Annotated in this window: 17 protein-coding genes and 1 tRNA gene; 13 read left to right on the top strand and 5 right to left on the bottom strand. The window is 64.3% G+C overall.

All coding sequences use genetic code 11. The features are described 5' to 3' along the window. The first annotated feature begins 152 nt into the window (after positions 1 to 152). On the top strand, positions 153 to 776 hold the full coding sequence (locus L21SP4_RS06845) for a class I SAM-dependent methyltransferase (protein ID WP_052881955.1): 624 nt from the start codon (positions 153 to 155) through the stop codon (positions 774 to 776). Between the two features lie 684 nt (positions 777 to 1460). Here the strand turns inward: L21SP4_RS06845 and L21SP4_RS06840 are convergent. Further along, positions 1461 to 1547, bottom strand: a tRNA-Leu gene (locus L21SP4_RS06840). A gap of 185 nt (positions 1548 to 1732) precedes the next feature. Here L21SP4_RS06840 and gyrB point away from each other — a divergent pair. The 3 genes from gyrB to hisB all read left to right on the top strand — a co-directional run bounded on the left by gyrB (position 1733) and on the right by hisB (position 7348). Further along, positions 1733 to 4180, top strand: a complete 2448-nt coding sequence (gene gyrB, locus L21SP4_RS06835) for a DNA topoisomerase (ATP-hydrolyzing) subunit B (protein WP_052881954.1) — start codon at positions 1733 to 1735, stop codon at positions 4178 to 4180. Positions 4181 to 4244: 64 nt separating this feature from the next. Beyond that, positions 4245 to 6755: a DNA gyrase subunit A gene (gyrA, locus tag L21SP4_RS06830; RefSeq protein WP_074041409.1), complete on the top strand. Its 2511-nt coding sequence runs from the start codon at positions 4245 to 4247 to the stop codon at positions 6753 to 6755. Continuing rightward, the gene (gene hisB, locus L21SP4_RS06825) at positions 6752 to 7348 is read left to right on the top strand and encodes an imidazoleglycerol-phosphate dehydratase HisB (RefSeq protein WP_074041408.1); all 597 of its coding nucleotides are present in this window, start codon (positions 6752 to 6754) and stop codon (positions 7346 to 7348) included. Before gyrA ends, hisB begins: the two co-directional genes overlap by 4 nt. 14 nt (positions 7349 to 7362) lie before the next feature. Here the strand turns inward: hisB and pyrF are convergent, their stop codons facing one another. Beyond that, complete coding sequence (pyrF, locus tag L21SP4_RS06820; RefSeq protein ID WP_052882988.1) at positions 7363 to 8073, bottom strand: orotidine-5'-phosphate decarboxylase; 711 nt, start codon at positions 8071 to 8073, stop codon at positions 7363 to 7365. Between the two features lie 131 nt (positions 8074 to 8204). Between pyrF and L21SP4_RS06815 the strand changes: the two genes are divergently transcribed. Next, a complete protein-coding gene (locus L21SP4_RS06815; RefSeq protein WP_082116595.1) occupies positions 8205 to 11753 on the top strand; it encodes a LamG-like jellyroll fold domain-containing protein in 3549 nt (1182 codons plus the stop codon). Between the two features lie 369 nt (positions 11754 to 12122). After that, positions 12123 to 12389: a hypothetical protein gene (locus tag L21SP4_RS06810; RefSeq protein ID WP_144413787.1), complete on the top strand. Its 267-nt coding sequence runs from the start codon at positions 12123 to 12125 to the stop codon at positions 12387 to 12389. Positions 12390 to 12550: 161 nt separating this feature from the next. Here the strand turns inward: L21SP4_RS06810 and amrB are convergent, their stop codons facing one another. Further along, positions 12551 to 14023, bottom strand: coding sequence for an AmmeMemoRadiSam system protein B (amrB, locus tag L21SP4_RS06805; protein WP_052881950.1), 1473 nt, complete (start codon positions 14021 to 14023; stop codon positions 12551 to 12553). Positions 14024 to 14321: 298 nt separating this feature from the next. Here amrB and L21SP4_RS06800 point away from each other — a divergent pair, with 298 nt between their 5' ends. The 4 genes from L21SP4_RS06800 (at position 14322) to L21SP4_RS06785 (ending at position 17876) form a co-directional block, all read left to right on the top strand. Continuing rightward, positions 14322 to 15704 carry an ammonium transporter gene (locus tag L21SP4_RS06800; RefSeq protein ID WP_052881949.1) on the top strand — a complete coding sequence of 461 codons (1383 nt, stop codon included), beginning with the start codon at positions 14322 to 14324 and terminating at the stop codon, positions 15702 to 15704. Between the two features lie 62 nt (positions 15705 to 15766). Beyond that, a complete protein-coding gene (locus tag L21SP4_RS06795; protein WP_052881948.1) occupies positions 15767 to 16108 on the top strand; it encodes a P-II family nitrogen regulator in 342 nt (113 codons plus the stop codon). Between the two features lie 75 nt (positions 16109 to 16183). Beyond that, on the top strand, positions 16184 to 16930 hold the full coding sequence (locus tag L21SP4_RS06790) for a TorF family putative porin (protein ID WP_052881947.1): 747 nt from the start codon (positions 16184 to 16186) through the stop codon (positions 16928 to 16930). Positions 16931 to 17087: 157 nt separating this feature from the next. Then, a complete protein-coding gene (locus L21SP4_RS06785) occupies positions 17088 to 17876 on the top strand; it encodes a hypothetical protein (protein WP_052881946.1) in 789 nt (262 codons plus the stop codon). Between the two features lie 21 nt (positions 17877 to 17897). Here the strand turns inward: L21SP4_RS06785 and era are convergent, their stop codons facing one another. Further along, a complete protein-coding gene (gene era, locus L21SP4_RS06780) occupies positions 17898 to 18815 on the bottom strand; it encodes a GTPase Era (RefSeq protein WP_052881945.1) in 918 nt (305 codons plus the stop codon). A 126-nt stretch (positions 18816 to 18941) separates the two neighbouring features. Between era and L21SP4_RS06775 the strand changes: the two genes are divergently transcribed. Both L21SP4_RS06775 and L21SP4_RS06770 read left to right on the top strand, forming a co-directional pair. Further along, on the top strand, positions 18942 to 19577 hold the full coding sequence (locus tag L21SP4_RS06775; protein ID WP_052881944.1) for an endonuclease III domain-containing protein: 636 nt from the start codon (positions 18942 to 18944) through the stop codon (positions 19575 to 19577). 432 nt (positions 19578 to 20009) lie between these two features. Beyond that, positions 20010 to 20198, top strand: a complete 189-nt coding sequence (locus tag L21SP4_RS06770; protein WP_052881943.1) for a UPF0175 family protein — start codon at positions 20010 to 20012, stop codon at positions 20196 to 20198. A gap of 115 nt (positions 20199 to 20313) precedes the next feature. Here the strand turns inward: L21SP4_RS06770 and L21SP4_RS06765 are convergent, their stop codons facing one another. Beyond that, positions 20314 to 21186: a PTS sugar transporter subunit IIA gene (locus L21SP4_RS06765; RefSeq protein WP_052881942.1), complete on the bottom strand. Its 873-nt coding sequence runs from the start codon at positions 21184 to 21186 to the stop codon at positions 20314 to 20316. Between the two features lie 144 nt (positions 21187 to 21330). On the opposite strand from L21SP4_RS06765, the gene L21SP4_RS06760 reads away from it, so the two are divergent. Next, positions 21331 to 22545: a cofactor-independent phosphoglycerate mutase gene (locus L21SP4_RS06760; RefSeq protein ID WP_052881941.1), complete on the top strand. Its 1215-nt coding sequence runs from the start codon at positions 21331 to 21333 to the stop codon at positions 22543 to 22545. The last annotated feature ends 20 nt before the right edge of the window (positions 22546 to 22565 follow it).

Here is a 22565-nt window from a genome sequence, read left to right as displayed (position 1 = left end):
AAACCATAAGCATAATCGTGGCCGTAATTCCAGTTCCAACCGGTCGGAACTGGGATGGGCCGATGAAAGGTCGCATGCCGGAGCATTACGTATGTGGCTGCTTCACTTCTTTGATAAGATGTGCTGTCGCAGGCACACAGGAGGAGACGGACATGGATGGGGATATGCGCAAGGCCTATGCTCGACTGGCCGGGGATTACGATCGCAACCGCGGCGCATTCGACATGACGGAGGTGCTGGAATCTTTCTACCGCCGACTGGACACGAGACACGGTACACTGCTGGACCTCGGGTGCGGCGCCGGCGAACCTTTCGCGCGCTGGTTCGTCGATCGCGGATGGGAAGTGAGCGGAGTGGATGGCTGCCCGGAAATGCTCGACCTCGCACGGAATTACGTGCCCGAAATGCAGCTCGTTTGCGAGGATATGCGGAAGCTGAAGTATGGCGACGGGATCTTCGATGCGGTGACGTGCGTCTACAGCCTGTTTCATATTCCGGCCGACGATCAGTTCGCGCTGCTCGCGAACATCTTCAACTGGCTGCGGCCCGGCGGGAAGCTGCTTTTTACTTACGCGACCCGGGAGTACACGGGGGAGGAGACGTTTTCGGGGTGGAAGGAGTTCATGGGCGAGCGGCTATTCTACAGCCATCGTACGCCGGAGGAACTGAAGCGTCGACTTCAGGAGATCGGCTTTGTCGTGAACGAGCTTACCTTCCGCGCGATAGGCGGCGAGACGTTCCTGTGGGTAACCGCAACCAAAGCAGACGCATCATGATATGATGGCCCGCATCCCGCCTCTTCCCTGACGAGTTTTCACAAAAAGCGGACTCTACGTATATTTTGGGTTCTTCGTGGATTTTTATGGAAAGTCGTTCGGGGGAAAGGGCGGGGTGCGGAAGATCAGGGAGAGCGTAGAATCGCGATCGTGGGGAAAGAATGAGATTCACCATGAAGGCCATGAATCGCATGAAGGGGTGAACACAATTCGTACTCGTACTCGGAGCGCCGAAGGCGCGATCCCGCTCCCCCGGTTCAAGGAACTCGAGTACGAATTACGATCTCTATGAATCCCGATTTCGACTTCGATTCGGATTTCGAGATCCCATCCGTGTCATCGGTGTAATCCGTGGTCGAAAACACAAGAAAGGTCTCTCGCCAAGGCGCCGGGATCGCAAAGATGAATGCGAAGAGCGAAGGCAAAGAGATCGTGCGTTCTCTCTTACGCTCGTATTAGGCCCGCAGGCCTGCGAAGCAGGGTCAGGGCCGTTATCTCTGTGGTGAATCCCCATCCCCGCGCGGGAAGGCGGGGAGAAATCATCGTGGAAACGTCCTGCCGTACGGCAGGGCAGCAGGACTCGTCGAAATCGTGACCCGAGGCGCGCGGCGCCGTTGACACGTGTTAAACGTGCGGCGTAACCCCCGTGCTCTACCTGTGGGGGACGTGACCCCTGGGGACGAATGGTGCCGGAGGAGGGATTTGAACCCTCACGGTATTGCTACCGCTGGATTTTGAGTCCAGTGCGTCTACCGATTCCGCCACTCCGGCCTTTACTGGGGGAATGCATCGCATACCGCATCGGGGAGCGGGGTTCAAGGGGATTCACAGCGGGACCGTTCCCGTTCCGGTTATTCCGCTGAAAAGCGGGTCATTCCGCGCACTCGCGTGTTGCCCCGGCTGCGTACTTTGCGCTACAATCACCCGTTTATAACAGACCCAACCCGGAGACCGAAATGACGAACGAACCGCAGCCCGCGTCGGGGGCGTATGACGCCACGCAGATTACCGTGCTCGAGGGCATCGAGGCGGTGCGCAAGCGGCCGGCCATGTACATCGGGGATACCGGTGAACGGGGCGTTCATCACTGCGTGTACGAGGTCGTCGACAACAGCATCGACGAGGCGCTGGCGGGACATTGCAGCCGGATCCAGGTGATCATCCATGCCGACGGATCGATCGCCATCAACGACGACGGCCGCGGCATTCCCGTGGACATGCACGCCACGGAAGGCAAACCCGCGGTCGAGGTCGTCCTGACCACCCTGCACGCGGGCGGCAAGTTCGACAACAGCAGCTACAAGGTCTCGGGCGGGCTGCACGGCGTCGGCGTCTCGTGCGTCAACGCCCTCAGCGAATGGCTCGAGGTGGAAGTGCGCCGCGACGGCACCGTCTACCACCAGCGCTATGAGCGCGGCGCGCCGAAAACCGGCCTGGAACGCATCGGCAAGACGCGGGAGAGCGGCACGCAGATCACCTTCAAACCCGACGAGCAGATCTTCGGCGCCACCACGTTTCAGTGGGATATCCTCACCTCCCGGCTGCGCGAACTGGCTTTCCTGAACCGGGGCGTCTGCATCGTGCTCGAAGACGAGGGTCAGGGCCGCCGCGAGTCGTTCCAGTACGAAGGCGGTATCCGCGAATTCGTCGAACACCTCAACCGCAGCAAACAGGCCGTCCATCCCGAAGTCATCTGCTTCGAGCAGATGCGCGACGATATCCAGGTGGAAATCGCGATGCAGTACAGCGATGCGTTCACCGAAAACATCTACTCGTTCGCGAACAACATCAATACGATCGAGGGCGGCACGCACATGAGCGGGTTCCGCTCCGCGCTGACCCGTACCATCAACCAGTACGCGCGGGCGAACAAGCTGCTCAAAGACAACCAGGACGCCCTCAGCGGGGAAGACGTGCGCGAGGGCCTCACCGCCGTCATCAGCGCTAAGATCCCCGACCCCCAGTTCGAGGGGCAGACCAAAACCAAGCTGGGCAACGGCGAGGTGCAGGGCATAGTCGAATCGGTGCTCAACGAGAACCTCTCCACCTTCTTCGAGGAACACCCGAACGTCGCCCGCGCCGTGATCCAGAAGGCGCTCACCGCCTCCCGCGCCCGCCAGGCGGCCCGCAAGGCCCGCGATCTCACCCGCCGTAAAGGGGCGCTCGACAGCGGTTCGCTTCCGGGCAAGCTGGCCGACTGCTCCTGCCGGGACGCGTCGAAGACCGAGCTGTACATCGTGGAGGGCGACAGCGCGGGCGGTTCCGCCAAACAGGGGCGCGACCGTGAATTCCAGGCCATCCTCCCCGTGCGCGGCAAGGTGATCAATGTCGAAAAAGCGCGCCTCGACAAGGTGCTCAGCAACGAAGAGATCCGCACGATGATCACCGCGATCGGCACCGGGATCGGAGAGGACGAGTTCAATATCGACAGTGCACGCTATCACCGGATCGTGATCATGACCGACGCCGACGTCGACGGCGCGCACATCCGGACCCTGCTGCTCACTTTTTTCTACCGCCAGATGCCGGAACTGGTCGAACGCGGCTACATCTATATCGCCCAGCCCCCGCTCTACAAGATCAAGCGGCGCAAACACGAGCAGTATATCGAAAGCGAAGAGCAGCTCACCCGCGTACTGCTCGAACTCGGCATCGAGGAACAGGTTTTCGAGGCGGTCGACTCCGGCCCGCGCCTGGCGGGCGATGAACTGCGCGACTTCCTCATGCTTCTCTCGCATTTCGAGCGGCAGGCCGACCAGGTGCGCGCCAAGGGCATTCCGTTCGAGGAATACCTCCGGCACTGCGATCCCGAGAGCGGGGCGTTTCCCCAGTACCGCGTCGAGATCGACCGCGGCGAAGAGGGACTCGAATACCGCTACGCCTTCGACGAGACGTCGCTCCGCACCCTGCGCGAGGAAGCCGAACGCGAACTCGGCGGCGAACTCGAGATCGAGCTGAAAGGCGGACCCCGCGCCCTGAACGACCGCCCCGTGCTGCGCTGGACGGAGGTCTTTTCCGCGCCCCGCCTGAGCGAACTGGCCGTCCGGCTGAAGGAGGCCGGGTTCGAGGTGGGCCGGCTCTGCCCGGGCGAACAGCCGGTGGGGCACCTCTACGACCAGGAAGACTGTATCCCGGTCGACTCGCTCTTCGGACTGCTCGAAAGCCTCCGGCGCGAAGGGCGCAAGGGACTCACCATCCAGCGGTACAAGGGCCTGGGCGAGATGAATCCCCAGCAGCTGTGGGATACGACGATGGACCCCGGGCGGCGCAAGATGACCCGGGTGATGCTTGAAGACGCCGTGAAGGCGGACGAGATGTTCAGCATCCTGATGGGCGACGACGTGGAGCCGCGCCGGGCGTTTATCGAAGCCAACGCCCTCAACGTGCAGAATCTGGATATATGAACGAGTGCATTTCAGGAGAACCTGCCCGTCCAGCGGACAGGGCAGAGCGGAAGGAACGGAGACTATGATCGAGCCCGGGCAGGAAAGGATTGACCGCGTCAATCTCGAAGAAGAAATGCAGCGCGCCTACATCGACTACTCGATGAGCGTCATCGTGGGCCGCGCGCTACCGGACGCGCGCGACGGGCTCAAGCCGGGCCATCGCCGCATCCTCTACGCCATGCGCGAACGCGGGTGGAGCAGCTCCAAGCCGTACGTCAAATGCGCGAAAGTGGTCGGCGAAACGATCGGGAATTACCACCCGCACGGCGATATGGCCGTCTACGATACGCTCGTGCGGATGGCGCAGGACTTCTCGATGCGCTGCGGGCTGATCGACGGGCAGGGGAACTTCGGGTCGATCGACGGGGATAACGCCGCCGCCTACCGCTATACGGAATGCCGGCTCACCGCCGCCGCCGAGGAACTGCTGGCCGACATCGATAAGGAAACGGTCGATACGCGGCCGAACTTCGATGAAACGACCACCGAGCCGGTGGTGCTGCCCGCGCGCCTGCCGAACCTGCTGCTCAACGGCAGTACCGGCATCGCGGTCGGAATGGCCACTAATATCCCTCCGCATAACCTCGGAGAAATCGTCGACGGTATCATTCACCTGATCGACCGCCCGGATACCCCCTGCACCGAGCTGCTCCAGTTCGTCAAAGGCCCCGACTTCCCCACGGCCGGGATCGTGCGAGGCGCCGCCGGTATCCGCTCGTTCTACGAGACGGGCCGCGGGCGTATGAAGATGCGCGGGCGGGCCGAGATCGAGGAGGACGACAAGGGCAGGGCGCGCATTATTATCACGGAGATCCCGTACGCCGTGAACAAGGCCGCGCTGATTACCAAGGCGGCGCAGCTCGTGCGCGACAAGAAGCTCGAGGGCATCTCCGACATCCGCGACGAATCCGATAAGCGCGGCATCCGGGTGGTGGTCGAAATCAAGCGCGGCGCCGTGCCGAAGGTCGTGCTCAATAATCTCTACCGCCACACCACCCTGGAGTCGACCTTCGGCGCCATCATGCTCGCCCTCGACCACGGGCGCCCGCGCGTTATGAACCTGAAGGAAGTGCTCCAGTGCTTCGTCGACCACCGGCTGGAGGTCCTGACCCGCCGCACCCGCTACGAGCTGGAGAAGGCCGAGGCCCGCGCCCACATCGTGGAAGGCCTGCTCAAGGCGCTCGATCACCTGGACGAGGTGGTCCGCACGATCCGCGAATCGCGGAATCGCGACGAGGCCGAATCGAAACTTATCGCCCGCTTCGAGTTCAGCGAGGCGCAGGCGAAGGCCATCCTGGAGATGCGGCTCTACCAGCTCACCGGCCTCGAACGGGAAAAACTGGAAGAGGAATACGGCGAGCTGCAGGAACGGATCGCCTACCTGCGCAGCCTGCTCGAAAGCCGCCGCAAGATGCTGGAAGTGCTCAAGGGCGACCTGGTCGAGATGAAGGAGCGCTACGCCGGACCCCGCCTCACGGAACTGCAGCCGGGCGAGGACGACATGGATATGGAGGACCTCATCGCCGATGCCCCGTGCGTGGTCACGCTCTCCCGGGCCGACTACATCAAGCGCGTGCCGGTCGATACCTATCGTCAGCAGCGTCGCGGCGGCAAGGGCGTACGCGGCATGGCGACCAAAGATGAGGACGCGGTCAAGCACGTGATGACCGCCATGCTTCACGACACCATGCTCTGCTTCACCGAAACCGGGCGCCTCTACCGCCTCAAGACCTGGCAGATCCCGGAGGCGGCGCGCCAGTCGCGCGGCCGGTCCGTCGCCAACCTTCTCCAGCTGGAAGAAGAGGAATCCCTGGCGTCCATCCACTGCGTACGCGAGTTTACCGACGACTGCTGCCTGCTGATGGCCACGCGGAAGGGCATCGTCAAAAAAACGCCGCTCTCCGCGTACCGCAATATCCGTACCGTCGGCATCCGCGCCGTCAACGTGGAAGACGGCGACCGCCTCGTGGGCGTGCGCCTGGTCCGGGAAGGCGACGACGTGCTGCTCACGACCCGCCGCGGAATGACGATCCGCTTCAGCGAGGCCCAGGCGCGGCCGATGGGGCGCGTGGCCCGCGGAGTGCGCGGCATCTCGCTCTCGTCCGGCGACGAAGTGGTCAGCCTCGAAATCGTCGACCCCGAAACGGACCTTCTTACGGTCACGGAACAGGGTTACGGCAAGCGGACGTCGTTCGACGAGTACCGTCGCCAGAGCCGCGGCGGAAAAGGGCTGATCGGTATCCGCCTCACGGAGCGCAACGGGAACGTCGTAGGGGCGCACGCCGTGCGCGAGGAGGACGGCGTGATGCTGATCACGCAGAGCGGACAGCTCGTCTGCATCGCCGTGAACGAAGTGAGCCGCATCGGCCGCAATACGCAGGGGGTGAGGCTCGTCCGGCTGAATGAGGACGACCGCCTCGTCTCCGCCGCCGTCCTGCTTCAGGATGCGACGGAAGGGGAGGACGAAGCGGACGCGGAACAGCAAAGCGCGGAACCGGAAGAAACGGAACCGCCGAGGGAAGAAGGTGAATGATGGATGCACGCACCGCCACGCTCGAGCGTGAAACCCGGGAGACGCGCATACGGGTCGAGCTGAACATCGACGGCGCCGGCGTTTTCGATATCGAAACCGGCATCCCCTTCATGAACCATATGCTCGAACTGTTCGGGCGGCACTCGGGGCTCGATCTGACCCTGAAGGCGACCGGGGATATCGAGGTGGACTATCATCACGAGGTGGAGGACATCGGACTCGTGCTGGGCGAGGCACTCGACAAGGCCCTGGGCGACCGGGCCGGCATCCGCCGCTACGGCGACGCACTGCTCCCGATGGACGACGCCCTGAGCCGCGTCGCCGTCGACCTCGGCGGCCGACCCTTCCTCGTGTACCACATGGCGAACCGCACGAAGAAAATCCGCGACTTCAACCTGTGCCTGATCGAAGAGTTCTTCCGGGCGTTCACCATTCAGGGGCGGATGAACCTCCATATCGAGCAGCTCTACGGCAAGGAACCCCACCACGCCTACGAGTCGGTCTTCAAGGGTGTGGCGCGCGCCCTGCGCGCTGCCTGCGAACCCGACCCGCGCTACGGCGGCGAGATTCCCAGCAGCAAGGGCCGGATCTGAACGGGCGGCCGGATCTAAGCGGGCGGATTGCGCAACTCGTTCAGGATCGTCTGCGCGGCCGCCGCCGGATCTTCGGCCTGTACGATCGGGCGGCCGACCACGATATGGCTCGCGCCTTCCCGGGCGGCCAGCGCGGGAGTGGCGATGCGTTTCTGATCGCCCGTCTCCTGGTCGGGCAGCCGGATGCCCGGCGTGACCAGCCTGGCTGCGGGATGCCGCGCGCGGAGCGCCGCCGCTTCCCAGACACTGCAGACCAGACCGTCCAGCCCCGCTTCGATCGCCAGATCCCCCAGCGACCCCGCCTGCTCATCCACGGTGCGATCCACCCCCAGCTCGCCGAGATCCTCACGGTTCAAACTGGTCAGCACCGTCACCCCCAGCAGCAGAGGAGGGCGGTCGCAGGACGCGGCCGCTTCCGCCGCCTGCGCGCACATGGCACGTCCCCCGCCGGCGTGCAGGGTCATCATGTCGGCACCCGTCGCCGCAAGAGAACGCACCGCGCGGCCCACGGTCCTAGGGATGTCGTGGAGTTTCAGGTCGAGAAACACCTTTCGCCCGCGTTCCTTCAGGGCCCGTACTGCCGCCGGCCCGTCGGCGCCGAACAGCTCCAGCCCGACTTTGCACCAGGTCACCTCGTCCGGAAGCCGGTCCGCCAGCTCACACGCCCGGTCAAGCTCCGGTACATCCAGCGCGACAATCAATTCAGGTTGCGATCGAATGTTCATGAGATACATGCTAGCGGAACCCGCAGGGTTTGTCAGCGGAACTCCTGCAAAACGGGGGCGCTCGTTTTTGATAGAAACAAAGCGAAAGGCATGCTAGCGTCCGAAAGGATGGCGTCAGGGGGGCGAAGGGCATGAAGACACGATCTGCGAGTTGCGTGATAACGGGCGCGGTGTTAGCGCTGGTGCTGGGATGCGTCATGTGCGGGGCTTCGCCGCGCGTGGTGGCCTGGTATCCGTTCGACGGGAATTGCGCAGACGCCGGAACGCGCGGGTACGACGGGATTCCGACCAACGTTTCGTTTTCGTCCGACGTTCCCGAGGCGCTGGGTGAGGGACAGTCGCTTTTTTTCAGTGAGTCGTTCGACGAGCGGTACGTGGAGATCCCCGACGTCACCGAACTGGCCGGCCGCTATGCGCTCACATGCTGGCTGAAGGTGCCCGCGGGCTACACCAATACCGCCGGGGGGCGGATGATCCTGGCTAACCGCGCCGCCTCGGAGGGCGTCTGGTTCTGGGTCAACGCCTGGAATCACGACACCCGCTCCATCCATGCGGGATCAAGGACCGTGGAAGGCGTTTCCGGCGAGGCCAATACGCCGCACGGCATCGTGCCCTACGGGGAATGGATGCACGTCGCGCTCAACTGCCACGGATCCAACGTCACGTTCTATCTCAACGGGCGCGAGGTCTCCACCGCCCCCGTTCAGCCCGGCTACCCCTTCGATCACGCCTGGCGGATCGGGGGGAGCTTCCAGGCGAACCCTACCTGTTGGACGGGGTGGATGGACGACGTGGCGCTGTGGAACGACGTGCTGCCCTCCAACCTCGTCTACCGCCTCGCCTACAACACGGCCTCGCCGGCCGATCACCTGCACCCCTGGTGGGACGAGCTGCTGCGCATGGGGGAGTTTCATCGCTTCTACCAGGCGACGAACGCCAATGCGAGTGCCGCCATGACCACCGGGGGAAGCGACCCGATGTGGGGATCCTTCGCTCTGCGCACCGCCTTCCTGCGCTGTGAAAACGGACTGGGCTGGGAGGCGATTGCCGATACCGAAATGCGCAGGATCGGCTGGATCGAGGCGTTCGGTACCTCGCATGGCTATCATGCCGAAGTGCGCACGAACGAGTTCGGCGAGTGGATCAAACGCGAGGACGATCCCGAATGCACCCGCATCTTCCGCAATTCCTGGGCGTGGAACGGCTACGAGCCGGAGGGCGAGGTCGTGTGGATCGGTGCGCCGAACTACTTTGAAGACGATGATTTCGCGCGGCCCTATACGCGGATCCACCCGGAATACGGCACGGACCATATCGTCCGCTACCCCGACGGAACGGTGGCCACGGGCTATCTCGACACGGTCGAGTCCTGGCATACCGGCCCCGAAGACCCGCGCCTGCTGCGCTTTTACGATGCCACCTGTGCGAAGAGCGTGAACAGCAACCGCGCCATAACGGGCTATACCAGTTCGACGAATGTGATCCCTTACGCGTGGGACGACGAAGGCCGATTAAAACCCGGCTATCTGCCCGATCCCGACGATCCCACCAATTCGGTCGCCCTTACGGTGCACGTGCTTAAAGACCCGATGTGTCCGACGTGGGAGGTGTATCTCGACGGCTGTCTGCGCCAGCTTCTCGACGAAGGCTTCGACGGGCTTTGGGTCGACAACTGGAGTTCGTTCGACTTCTTCGGATCGAAGCCGATCAACAAGGCCTTCGGGGAGTGGTCGGTCGCACTGTTCCGCGACTACCTCGCGGAACATTTTTCGGCCGGTGAGCTGAACGCGATGGGCGTCGCCGACGTGGAGAGTTTCGACATCCGCGGCTGGTTGCGCGAGACCTGCCGTTCCTTCGGCGGCAATCCCGTGAACGAATCGGACCGGACGTGGCGCGACGCCCGCTGGCGCGATGAAAAGCTGTGGCGTGTTTACAAAATCTACCTGCGGCAGGAGGCGGGCGCCGCGCTCGACCGCGCCTACCACCTCATCAAGGATATCGCCAACGAGTACGGAAAACCCGACTTCTGGATCGCCGGCAACGACCTTCAGATCAATATGGGCTTCGCCCGCACCGAGCTGGATACTGCGTTCCCCGAGCTGACCTGGACGTTCGGACTCGCGACCGGAGGCATGCACGAGGGGCTGGGCTTCCGCCCCCCGCCGTACGGGAGCTACGTGCCGCATCATAAGATGGGCCTCGCCCACAGCCGCAGCCGCAAGTTTTACGTCTGGTACTACATGCCGGTCTACTACGACGAGAACGATGAACCGCTTCCCAAGACCGATAATATGGCCGATATCCTGCACTACCAGGGCCTCGCGCACAACACCCTGCCGCGCGTGCAGCCCGATTCGGCCAAGGTCGCCGGCACCGAAGCCGAGGTGCGCGCCTTTTTTGATTTCTGTGAGGCCGTAGAGGATATCCACGGGGCGCGTGCTCCCGTCGAGCAGGTCGGCCTCTTCTTTTCCTCGTCCGATCAGCTGCTCAATATCCTGCCCGGGAATATGCACGACAACGGTCAGCCGCACATGTTCGCGCACTGGGGATGGGGCACGGCACTCGACTGGAACCGCTACCACTACCGCGTCGTACCCGAGTGGAAACTCACGGAGGAAAACCTCGGGGATCTCACCGTCCTGATCGTTCCGAACGTGGAGGTCTTCGATCCGTCGCGGGTGAGCGAACTCACCGCCTGGGTGGAGGACGGCGGCAACCTGATCGTGACCGGACCCTCCGGGCAGCGCCGGGGAGAGAGCGGCTGGTTCGAGACGATGGCCGATCTCTCGCTTGCGTCGCTCACCGGCGTCTCCGATTACGGCAGTGCGCCGGAAGAGCGTTTGACGGCCGTCGGGGCCGGGCAGGTGCTCTTCCTGAAAGATACGATCGGGTACGATTTCTTCTGCGCCACCGAGTCGCGGCCGTCCATGCTCGATTCCTTCCGCGACGCCATCGGCCGGTTCGGTCTCGGCGACGACTTCCCGGTCGTGCAGGATGCGGTCGACGAGCCGTTCACCCTGGGCATCTCCGTGCATCATGACATGCCGGAACGACGTTATTTTATCGACCTCTACAATACCGACATCGATGTAGACACCGACGTGATCACGCCGACCGAGCCGGCGTCCTTTAAGGTGCGGCTTCCCGCCTGGCTGGCGGAGGAACCGCTGTCCGTTCAGGCTTACACCCCGGACGGTTCGGTCGATCTGGACGTGGCCCAAGCGTCGGGCGATCGAGTCGAGATCAGCATCGGCAGCTTCGAGCGCTATATTTCGATCGTCCTGACCAGCGCGCGCAGCACGGGAAACGTTAAGCTCGACGACTGGCTCGACCGACACTACGGCGCAGCCTGCACCAATTACCTGCAGTGGGCGGCCGGGGATACGGACGGCGACGGGTTTACGGCGGAGCAGGAATACGCCGCCGGCACGGATCCGAGGAACAGCTCATCCCGCTTGCGCATGCGTTCGGCTCCGGACGCGGATGGAGACGGGTTCCGCATCCGTTGGACCAGTGAAGGCGGGCGGTATTACGCGGTCGAAAAGGCGACCCGTCTCGAAGCGGGTTTTACGCAGACGCTGGCAGCGCGCATGGCCGCCACGCCCCCGTCGAACTCGGTCATCGACGCGGACGTCGACGCCCGCGCGGGTTTCTACCGCGTTCGCGTCGTGGACCCGTAATCCCCCGCTCGAGCATCCCCGCCGGTGTGGAGGGTCGGCTGCCACGCCGACCGGGGATCCAGTGGACGGGGTGGAACCCGTCCCTCCAGGGTGCGGATGAGACTCTCCGCATTTCGGGCAGGGCGCGGTCTCCGAACGCGCCGTCACCGCCGGTGTGGAGGGTCGGCTGCCACGCCGACCGGGAATGCAATGGACGGGGTGGAACCCGTCCCTCCAGGGTGCGGATGAAACGTTCCGCATTTCGGGTAGGGCGCGGTCTCCGAACGCGCCGTCCCCGCCGGAGTGGAGGGTCGGCTGCCACGCCGACCGGGGATCCAGTGGACGGGGTGGAACCCGTCCCTCCAGGGTGCGGATGAGACTCTCCGCATTTTGGGGCAGGGCGCGGTCTCCGAACGCGCCGTCCCCGCCGGAGTGGAGGGTCGGCTGCCACGCCGACCGGGGATCCAGTGGACGGGGTGGAACCCGTCCCTCCAGGGTGCGGATGAAACCCTCCGCATTTTGGGGCAGGGCGCGGTCTCCGAACGCGCCGTCCTCGCCGGAGTGGAGGGTCGGCTGCCACGCCGACCGGGGATCCAGTGGACGGGGTGGAACCCGTCCCTCCAGGGTGTGGATGAAACGTTCCGCATCTTCGGGTAGGGCGCGGTCTCCGAACGCGCCGTCCCCGCCGGAGTGGAGGGTCGGCTGCCACGCCGACCGGGGATCCAGTGGACGGGGTGGAACCCGTCCCTCCAGGGTGTGGATGAAACGTTCCGCATCTTCGGGTAGGGCGCGGTCTCCGAACGCGCCGCATTCCTGCCCTACCGTTCCTCGCCGAACACGATCGCTTCAAAAACCCTGAAGCGCGTGTTCCCGCGCCAGGCCCCGGGCGGAAGTCCCGCCTTGGAGGCGAGGTGATCGAGGGTCTCTTCAAGATCCCAGCCCTGTTCGGCGGCCACTTGGGGCAGAAATACGGCGCTGTGACCCTCCTTCTCGAGAATGATCCCGTGACGGCCGAGTTCGATCTCCTTCCAGTCGTCGACCGGCTGCGGCGGTGTGAGCACCGAAATCTCGATCTCCGTCCGATCAAGCTCATCCGAAGTCAGCGGCGGGAAGCGGTAATCATGCACGGCGGCATCGACCGCGCGTTCGAGGACCACGCGGAAGACCTCCCTGCGCGGCATGATTTCACCGATGCAGCCCCGGAGCCGGCCCCCGAGGTGCAGCGTGACGAATGCGCCTGCTTTCCGCCTCAGATCGCGGCTCAGTTCCATTCCGAGGTCTTCGGGTTCCGGGATCCTTTGCCGCTCCATGAAGTACTCGATGCTTTTTCGCGCGAGGGTCAGCAGTTCCATCCTCTCCCGCGTGCCCGGAGTCGCGGACCCGCGGCCGTCTTCCTGCGCTTCGGCTTTCCGCCCGGCACCCTCCCGCTCCGGCCAGCGGCCCGGAACGGCCGCACTGACGTAGCTCACCGAATGATCCGTCTCACCCGTGATCCGGCCCGAAGTGTCGTATTCGATCAGCTCCACCGTGTCGCCGGGTCCGAGCAGCGCCAGGAGCACAGCCACCGGGTCGCGCCCGCAGATGGTGGCGCCGGTCTCGTCGATATAGGAGAACCAGCCCTCGAGATCAACCGCGCGGATCTTCTCAAACGCCCCCATATCCAGTTCGCGCAGCCGTTCCTGAATTTCGCGGTGAAAGGGCGTGTACCCGAATCCGGGGCCGTAATGCGTGAAATCGGAACTGATCACCAGAAGCGTGTGCTCATCGAGATGAGGCGCGATCCGCGCGGCCACCCTGCGCGCCGAGGCGGCGTCCAGCCGCCCCGCAAGGATCGGCACCAGCGAAAAATCCTTCAGGGCATACTGCAGAAGAGGAACCTGGATCTGGACGCTGTGCTCCGCGGCATGCGCTTCTTCGCGCGAGGTCACCTCGGGGTGTTCCCGAAGCGCCCCGATCACGCGCGTGTCCAGAGGGATCCGCCCGAGCGGAGTCTCGTAATGGGTGGCGTCCGGCACGCTGATTGATCCCGCCAGCGGGGTCTGGTGCGAGGGGCCGATGATGACGACCCGCCGGTACTCGCCTCCCCGGACCGCCCTGAGGCCCGCCGCCGCCACGGCCCCCGAATAAGGGTATCCGGCGTGCGGCAGCAGCAGGGCGCGGACCGGTCCCTCCACGGGTGCGCCCCCCGCCCTGCATATGCAGGACTCGATCATCGCTTCGAGCTCGCTGGCCCCGGCGGGATACCAGGTCCCTGCAAGCGCCGACTGGAGTATGCGCTTCTCTTTTTTCATCCATCAACCTCCCTGCGTAACGTGCGCCCCCGCCTCCTCCGATGTACACGATCCGGTCGCCCCCTTCAATCTATCATAAATGCCCATAAATGTAACAAGCTCGATGCTATAAACATAATTGTAACTTCAATCGATCGGCGTTAATCGCGTCCGCATCATTAAAAGGATCTATAAATTACTAACGGTGAACTATTAACAAATATCACTCCGCGCTGTATTCGTGTTTGGCATGCGGGATGCAAGGGGTTTATCGCAGTTCGCGGGTGCGGACATAAACGGAAGGCACAGGAGGTGTGCGATGAGGAGAAGGAATGGGCGAAGATGGAGGCTGCTGATCCCGGCGCTTCTGGCTGCGGCCCCGGCGTGGGCTGCGGGGGAAGCGGAGGCGGCCGCGGAGGTGCAGCACAACGTGAACGTGGTCTGGACGCTGGTGGCGGCGGTCATGGTGTTCTTCATGCAGGCCGGTTTCGCGATGGTCGAGGCCGGGTTCACTCGCGCCAAGAACGCGGTGAACATCCTGATGAAGAATCTGATGGATTTTTCCATCGGATCGCTGGCGTTCTTCCTGGTGGGATTCGGGTTGATGTTCGGGGCGACCGGCAACGGCGTCTTCGGCGGCAGCCTGTTCGGCATGGGGGGCATCGTCGGTTCGGAGGGCGGAACGGCCTGGGGGTATACTTTTTTGATCTTCCAGACCGTATTTGCGGCCACGGCGGCTACGATCGTTTCCGGGGCGATGGCGGAGCGGACGAAATTCACCGGTTATCTGGCCTACAGTCTGATGATCTGTCTGTTCATTTACCCGGTGTTCGGAAAATGGGCGTGGGGTTCGCTGTTCATCGCCGAAGGCGCGGGATGGCTTGAGAATCTGGGTACGGGTGCGTTCTGTGATTTCGCGGGCTCGACGGTCGTCCACTCCGTGGGCGGATGGCTCGCGCTGGCGGGGGCGATCGTGCTGGGTCCCAGGATCGGTAAATACGCGAAGGACCGGAGTCCGCGGGCGATCCCGGGGCACTCCATCCCGCTTGCGGCGCTGGGTGTGTTCATCCTGTGGTTCGGATGGTTCGGGTTCAATCCCGGCAGCACCACCACCGGCGACGGCGAAATCGGGCGCGTGGCGGTGACCACGAACCTGGCGGCGGCGGCCGGTGCGGTAGCGGCCATGCTGACTTCGTGGAAGGTCCTGAAGAATGCGGATGCTTCCATGGCCCTGAACGGTGCGCTTGCGGGCCTGGTGGCGATCACCGCGCCCTGCTACACCGTTACGCCGTTGGCTTCGATCCTGATCGGCGTGATCGCGGGAGTCCTCGTGGTGTTCAGCGTGCTGTTTTTCGACCGCGTGCTGCGGATCGACGACCCGGTCGGTGCGATCAGCGTGCACGGGGTCTGCGGTCTGTGGGGAACCCTGAGCTGCGGGCTGTTCAACGCCGAGGCCGTGCTCGGTATCGGCGAGGCGAACAGCGGGCTGTTCTACGGCGGCGGCTTCAGTCAGCTCGTGAGTCAGCTCATCGGCGCCGGCGCGGGCTTCGTCTGGGCCTTCGGAACGGGGCTGGTCCTGTTCACGGTCATCAGGAAGACCATCGGTCTCAGGGTCAGTGAAGAGGAGGAACTGCGCGGGCTCGATATCGGCGAGCACGGAATGGAAGCCTACAGCGGGTTCCAGTTCTTCACCACGCAGTAACGGATCCCGGTAAGAGTGCAGGGCGGCGCAGGGGCGCCGCCGGATAAACAAGGAGGACAACCATGAAACTGGTCATTGCTTTCATCCAGCCGGAACGGCTGACCCCGGTGAAGCAGGCGCTGTACGAGGCGGAGGTGTTCAAGATGTCCGTGACCAACGCCCTCGGGTGCGGTCAGCAGAAGGGCTACCACGAGACCTACCGCGGCGCGGAGATCGAGGTGAACCTGCTCAAGAAGGTGCGCATCGAAATCGCGATCAACGACGAGTTCCTTGAACGGACGGTCGAGGCGATCGTGAGCGGCGCCAGGACGGGGAGCATCGGCGACGGGAAGATCTTCGTGCTGGATCTGCAGGACTGCATCCGCATCCGCACGGGGGAGAACGGAACTCAGGGCATAGGTTGAGGAGGCATCCCCGCCCGGCAGGTCCGGGCCGGGCGGGGAACGAACGGTCGATCCGGACGAAAGGGAGGACTGGAAATGAAGATGAGAGAAGTGATGACGGCGGCGGTGGTAGTGTTGGGGCTCGCGGCGGCAGGCGCAACGCACGCGGCGGAGGCGACCGTGGGCGTGGATGCGGCCTCGGCGTACGTGTTTCGCGGGGCGACGTTTAACGACGGGTTCGTCCTGCAGCCGTATATGGAGGTCGGCGGACTGATGATCGGGGAAGCGGAGGTGTCGCTCGGAGCCTGGGGCAATCTCGACATCGACGACTACGACGGGATCGTGGAGGACGGGCAGTTCCAGGAGTGGGACTTCTACGGTTCGATCGCGTTCCCGCTGGAGGTCGTCGACCTGGCCCTCGGTTATACGGAGTACACCTATCCGTCGAGCGGATTGGATCATGACCGCGAGTTCGGTCTGACCGTGGCGAAAGAGGTGGCGGACACGGGCGTCACGCCCGGTCTCGGGGTGTACTACGGCGTGGACGGCGGGATCGAAGACAACGTCTACGTCGAGGGTACGCTCGACTACGGGATGGCCCTCACCGAGGCGCTGAGCCTGTCGCTCGGCGGCGCGGTCGGATATCTGGAGGCCGATGCGGGTCCCGACGGGTTCTCCCACGCCTCGGGAACGATCGGCCTGGGCTATGCGCTCAGCGAGGCGGCGGAAATCCACTGCTCGCTGACCTACGTGGGCCAGCTCGACGACGACGTACTCCCCGACGGGAAGGGGGCCTACGACGTGGATACGTACGGTCTGGTCGGCATCAGTTACGCCTTCTGACTCAGGCGTCTCCTCCAGGACGCAGGGCGTCCCCGTTCGCGGGGGCGTCCTTTTTTTGGTTTCACCGCTGCCCGGTCAAATTCTGCCTCGAAAAGAAACTCTCCTGATTTTACGGTCATCCGCGTGATTTCGGAATTCGGCGAAAGGGAGATCGGCTGTGAGTGTGCGCATCCTGTTCTGTTGTCTGTGGGCCGGCCTGACCCTGCCGGTCGGGGCGGGCGGGCCGGCGATCGAGACGGCTGCGGGGGTGGATTCGGCTCGGGTGTTCCGCGGTCTGGAACGTCACGACGATCTCCTGCTGCGGGCGGAGGCCGACGCGGCGGTCCGCCGCCCGAACGCGGAATACGGTATCCGGCTTACGACGTATAGCGGCGATGCGGCCCATGAAATAGACCCGGCGGTGTACGTGCGCGGCGTCTGTGAAAACCTCGACTGGGAGGCGGGGTGGCGCGGTTATTATTACGATGTTCAGCGCCCTCCCGCGCTCTCGGGGTTCGCGCCCGCCCGCCGCCGCGCAGCGGAAACCTCCTCGGGCACCTCGGAACTCTACCTGCGCGGACAGTGGAACGGGGCCTTTTTCGCGGTGCCCCGCGCTTCCGTGGCGATGGATGTCGACCGGGCCGGTGGATGGTACGGCCGGGCGGGGGTGCTGCGCGAGATCGAAGCGGTCGATAACGTCATGCTGGGACTGAGCGCCGATCTCGGGGCCGGGAGCGCAAGACACAACCACTGGTGGTATCACTACGACGTACAGCCGGGAGCCGCGGGCGGGCTGACCGATTTCGAGGCGGCCGTGCGGTTGAGCTGTGCGCTCAGCGCGCGGCTCTCGCTGGAAGGGCGTATCGCCTGGGCCCGCCGTTTCGACGCCGCGCGGCCGGACGGAGCGGGGGAGGGGGCGCCCCGGGATACGGTGTGGACCGCGGTCGGCGTCCGCTGCCGTTTCTGATCCGGCGGTCGGCCGACCGGACTAGGCATAGCCCAGCTCGCGCAGGATCCAGTAGTTCTCCCGCCACTTCGGTTCGACTTTGACGCGCAGTTCGAGCGCGACGGGGCGGTCGTACATCTTCCGCACCTCGCGCCGCGCCTCTTCGCGGACTTTTTTGATCAGCCTGCCCTTGTGGCCGATGACGATCCCCTTCTGGCTGTGGCGGTCGACGTACACGGTGGCGCTGATGTTCCAGCCGCCGCCGGCGTCGGTTTCCTCGATGTTTTCAACCCGGACCGCCAGCGCGTGAGGCACCTCTTCACGCAGGCGCCGGAAGAATTGTTCGCGGATGAGGTCGCCGATGTTGAGCTTGCGCGGATAATCGGTCAGCACGTCGGGAGGGAAGAGCAGGGGACCCGCGGGCATCAGCTCGAAGAGCCGTTCCATCAGTTCGGGGATCCCGGCTCCGGTCAGGGCGGACACCGTGTGCCACTCCGCGCGGCGGTCCCGCCCTTTTTCTTCCGCCACCCGTTCCCAGCAGTCGCGGTAGGCCCGGGCATGGCGCCCTCCCAGATCGTCCTTGTTCAGCACGACCAGCACGTGCGACTCCGAGAAGAGCAGCCGGCGGATCCACCCCTCGTCCTCCATCGCGGGCGGCGCCGACGCGTCCACGATCAGCAGCGCCGCATCCACGCCGTCCGCCGCATTGCGCGCGATTTTGTTCATTCTCCTGCCCAGCGGCTCCTTCGCGCGATGGATTCCGGGGGTGTCGAGAAAGACGATCTGGCCCCGGGGATCGGTCAGTACCGCCCGGATCAGGTTGCGGGTCGTCTGCGCGGTGCCGCTCACAATGGCCACCTTCTCCTCCACCATCCGGTTGAGCAGGGTGGACTTCCCGGCGTTGGCGCGTCCGATCAGCGCGGCGATGCCGGAACGGGATGGAAGCGGAGGCTGCGTCATGCGGATATTCTCCTTTTCCGCCCCGCGGCACTCAACCGAAAAGATGTTTTATCGTCCGGCGACGATCGGACATAGTGCGGGTCGCCGGACGCCGGCGCGACTCCTCGCGAATCGCGGAGAACACCGATGGACGCCATGGAAATCTACGAAGCGCTGTACCGCCGCTGGGGGGCGCAGCACTGGTGGCCCGCAGAGAGCGGATTCGAGGTCATGGTCGGTGCGATCCTGACGCAGAATACGAACTGGCGCAACGTGGAGCGCGCGATCGCCCGTCTCCGCGAGGCGGGCGTGCTCGACGCGCGGGCGATCGACAGGATGCCGGCGCCCGAACTGGCCGGCCTGATCCGTCCGGCGGGCTACTTCAACGTCAAGGCGGACCGTTTGAAGGCCTTCGTGCGCTTCTTCATCGAAAGCTACGGGGGATCGCTCGATCGAATGTTCGCGGAGAGCACGGGCGCGCTGCGCGAACAGCTGCTCGCGGTGCGCGGCGTGGGGGCGGAGACCGCGGACAGCATGCTCCTCTACGCCGGAAACCGCCCGGTGTTTGTGATCGACGCCTACACGCGCCGGGTGCTGCTACGCCACGGGGCCTGCCGTGAGAAGGCGTCGTACGATGATCTGGCGCAGTGGTTCACCGGACAGCTCCCGCGCGATCCCGCGCTGTTCAACGAATTTCATGCGCTGCTGGTGCGGGTCGGCAAAGAATACTGCCGCCGCACCCCGCGCTGCGAAGACTGCCCGCTGACGACGCCCGCGGCGTAAGCAGGCGCTCAGCGCACCGTCTTCCGGGTCGGTCCGACCCCGGGCGCGCCCCAGGTAAGCAGGTGAAAGGAGATTGACCGCTGAAAAATGTGAAAAATGTGATACGTATTGTGATGACAATATGGAGTTTCTTATGCAAAAAACCGTTGATGTCTTTTCTTCCCGTGATCTGCGAAGCAAGGCCGGAAAACTGATTAAAGAAGCTCAGGCCGGACACCTGTCCATCATAACAACCCACGGGCGCAGCAGTTCTCATTATGGCCGCATTCCGACCGCGGACGGCGTGGCAGCCGTCCCTCCCGAGTCGATATCCGACGCATTTTCGGGCACTGGGAGGGTCGGGTGCCACCCCGACCGAAAAGGGTGAAGCCATAATGAGAATCGCTGCACGGGCGCCCGGCGGCTATCGCGCTGCCGTTTAATGCCCGTTTGATGGAACAGGGGGCCCATCATCATCTGGCGGCAACCCTTTTTGAGCAAAAACAGGTTACGCTGGTTCAAGCGGCAAAAATTGCAGATCTTTCGGTGGAAGAATTCCTGGAGGTGCTCAAGGTTTCGAATATCGACGCCGTCGATTATTCCCCTGCGGAGCTGGAAGACGAGCAGAGCGTTTTTGAGTGAACGCCGGCAGACAGCAAGTCATCATCGCCGACACCGGCCCGCTGATCGCCTTGGGAGTCAGCGGGCCGTTGCGCCTTTTGCAGCAGCTCTTTAAACAGACGGCGTAAGCAGGCGCTCAGCGCACCGTCTTCCGGGTCGCTTTCTGCAGCCGTTTCCAGAGTTCCTGCGGCGTTTCGGCGCCGAGCACCTCTTCGCGCACTTCCTTCCTGCTGAGCGATTCCGAGAGGCCGGAGACGAGCCGGAGGTAGAACGCGCTCGCCGCGGTGGGGATGGTCATGAAGAGGAAGATGCGCGACAGACGGCGGCTGTCGGGATCGAAATGAATCCCCTTGCGGTGCACGCCCGCCGCGAGCGTGAGCCCCCCGCCTTCGACCCCGCGCACGTGGGGAAACGCGATGCCGTGCTCCATCGCCGTCGTCGAGATCGCCTCCCTCTGCATGGCCTGCTCCAGGAGCGCATCGGAGTTCTCGATGAACCCCTGCTCCTCCATGCAGCGGCACATCTGACCGAGCACCTCTTCCGGGGTGCCGCCCCCCAGGCGGGGGATCATCAGCGCTTCACAGGAAAATCGTTCCAGGCCCTTGCGGTCGTTCGCCCGCCGCCGGCGCCGTTCGGGGCGGCGCCTGATCTCGCTCTCGCGGTAATAGAGGATTCGCGTGCAGCTCGGGCAGCGGTAGATGGCACGCGCGGCATGCACATTGTTTACGAGACTGACGGGGAGGGCCATTCCGCAGCCGGTGCAGGTCCGGTGGTGTATGGGCACCACGGCCAGCGGCGAACGGCGCAGGAGCTGCCGGATGTGAGTGCGCCGGTCCGCGGCGAGTTCGTCGAGCATGGCCTCGATCGAACGGTTCAGTTCCGCGAGCCTTTTGCCGGGGCCGGCGGCCTTGCGTTCGTCCCGCGCAAGCACGAGGTCCTGGAGCTGAATGAGCGTGTTCAGGGTGCCCTGAACGTGCGGGTCGGGCTGGTGAGATGAAGGCGGTACCATAACGGAAATCCTCCCTGAATACGTTTTCCTTCGCTTCAAACCGGCCATTATGCGCGGCGGACCGCGCTCTGGGAAGTCCGGATTTGGATTGAGTGCCTCCGCGGTTTCCGTCATGCTCTCCCGGTTGCAGGAAAGGACGTTTTTATGCGAACGGTAATACTCACGGGCGACGGCATGGGCGACTACCCCCTGGAGGAGCGGGGCGGGCGCACACCGCTGGAACTGGCCCGCATTCCGGCGATGCGGCGGATCGCCGCCGCCGGCCGCGTCTTTCCGGTGCGCACGATACCCGAGGGCATGGAGCCCGGCAGCGACGTGGCCAACATGGCGCTGATGGGGTACGACGCCGGCGAGCACTATACGGGCCGCGCCCCGATCGAGGCCGCGGGGATGGGCATGAGTCTGGAGCCGGACGACATCGCCTTCCGCTGCAATCTCGTGCATGTGCGCGAGGGGATGATGGAGGACTATTCCGCAGGGCATATTACCGATGAGGAGGGAGCCGAACTGATGGGCGACCTCCAGCGGGAACTGGGCGGAGAGGGCATCGCCTTTTATCCCGGCGTCGGGTACCGCCACCTGATGGTGATTAAGAACGGGCCCCGCAGCCTGCGCACCGAGCCCCCGCACGAATTTTCGGGCGACGTGACGGCGGCGCACATGCCGACGGGCGAGGGCGCGGAAGCGATCACCCGCCTGATGGAACGATCACGCACGATTCTCGCCGGCCATCCCGTGAACCGCAGGCGCGAGCAGCGCGGCGAACGGACCGCGACCCAGATCTGGTTGTGGGGGCAGGGGGCGCCGCTGCACCTGCCGAAGTTCAGCGATCGTTACGGAATGACCGGCGGCGTGGTTTCGGCGGTGACCCTGGTCAAGGGCATCGGGCGTCTGGTCGGGCTGGAGGTCCGGGACGTGGAGGGCGCCACGGGGTTTATCGATACGAATTACAGGGGCAAACGCGAAGCGGTGTACGATCTGCTCCGCGACCATGCCTTCGCCTACCTGCATGTGGAGGCCCCGGACGAATGCGGCCATATGGGTGACGCCGACAAAAAGATCGAGGCGATCGAGGCGTTCGACCGGGAGATCGTCGCCCCGGTCTGGAACTGGCTGGAAGAGCAGAACCGCCCGTACCGGCTCATCGTGGCCACGGATCACCGCACGCCGATCGTGCGGCGGGGACACACCGACGACCCCGTGCCGATGGCCATGCTCGACGGCCCGGCGGGACCGGTCACGGACGAGGCGCCTTTTGACGAGTCGGCGATTACGGGACAGACGGTGTCCCGCGCCGCGGAACGGGTACACGCCCTGCTGCTGGCCAGCGCCTCGGCCGGCGTAAACGACGAGCCGTAAGACGGCAACGAAGGAGTACG

It is taken from the genome of Kiritimatiella glycovorans, from assembly GCF_001017655.1.
GTDB lineage: Bacteria > Verrucomicrobiota > Kiritimatiellia > Kiritimatiellales > Kiritimatiellaceae > Kiritimatiella > Kiritimatiella glycovorans.
The sequence above is the reverse complement of the archived record's forward strand: the minus strand, read 5'-3'. Positions and strand labels throughout refer to the sequence as shown.

Bases quoted from the DNA above. Each gene is read 5' to 3' on its own strand.
- L21SP4_RS06790 (WP_052881947.1), top strand. From the start codon at position 16,184: ATGAAGATGAGAGAAGTGATGACGGCGGCGGTGGTAGTGTTGGGGCTC.
- L21SP4_RS06795 (WP_052881948.1), top strand. From the start codon at position 15,767: ATGAAACTGGTCATTGCTTTCATCCAGCCGGAACGGCTGACCCCGGTG.
- gyrA (WP_074041409.1), top strand. From the start codon at position 4,245: ATGATCGAGCCCGGGCAGGAAAGGATTGACCGCGTCAATCTCGAAGAA.
- amrB (WP_052881950.1), bottom strand. From the start codon at position 14,023: ATGAAAAAAGAGAAGCGCATACTCCAGTCGGCGCTTGCAGGGACCTGG.
- L21SP4_RS06770 (WP_052881943.1), top strand. From the start codon at position 20,010: ATGGAACAGGGGGCCCATCATCATCTGGCGGCAACCCTTTTTGAGCAA.
- L21SP4_RS06800 (WP_052881949.1), top strand. From the start codon at position 14,322: ATGAGGAGAAGGAATGGGCGAAGATGGAGGCTGCTGATCCCGGCGCTT.
- L21SP4_RS06845 (WP_052881955.1), top strand. From the start codon at position 153: ATGGATGGGGATATGCGCAAGGCCTATGCTCGACTGGCCGGGGATTAC.
- era (WP_052881945.1), bottom strand. From the start codon at position 18,815: ATGACGCAGCCTCCGCTTCCATCCCGTTCCGGCATCGCCGCGCTGATC.
- hisB (WP_074041408.1), top strand. From the start codon at position 6,752: ATGATGGATGCACGCACCGCCACGCTCGAGCGTGAAACCCGGGAGACG.
- L21SP4_RS06815 (WP_082116595.1), top strand. From the start codon at position 8,205: ATGAAGACACGATCTGCGAGTTGCGTGATAACGGGCGCGGTGTTAGCG.
- gyrB (WP_052881954.1), top strand. From the start codon at position 1,733: ATGACGAACGAACCGCAGCCCGCGTCGGGGGCGTATGACGCCACGCAG.
- L21SP4_RS06760 (WP_052881941.1), top strand. From the start codon at position 21,331: ATGCGAACGGTAATACTCACGGGCGACGGCATGGGCGACTACCCCCTG.
- L21SP4_RS06775 (WP_052881944.1), top strand. From the start codon at position 18,942: ATGGACGCCATGGAAATCTACGAAGCGCTGTACCGCCGCTGGGGGGCG.
- pyrF (WP_052882988.1), bottom strand. From the start codon at position 8,073: ATGAACATTCGATCGCAACCTGAATTGATTGTCGCGCTGGATGTACCG.
- L21SP4_RS06765 (WP_052881942.1), bottom strand. From the start codon at position 21,186: ATGGTACCGCCTTCATCTCACCAGCCCGACCCGCACGTTCAGGGCACC.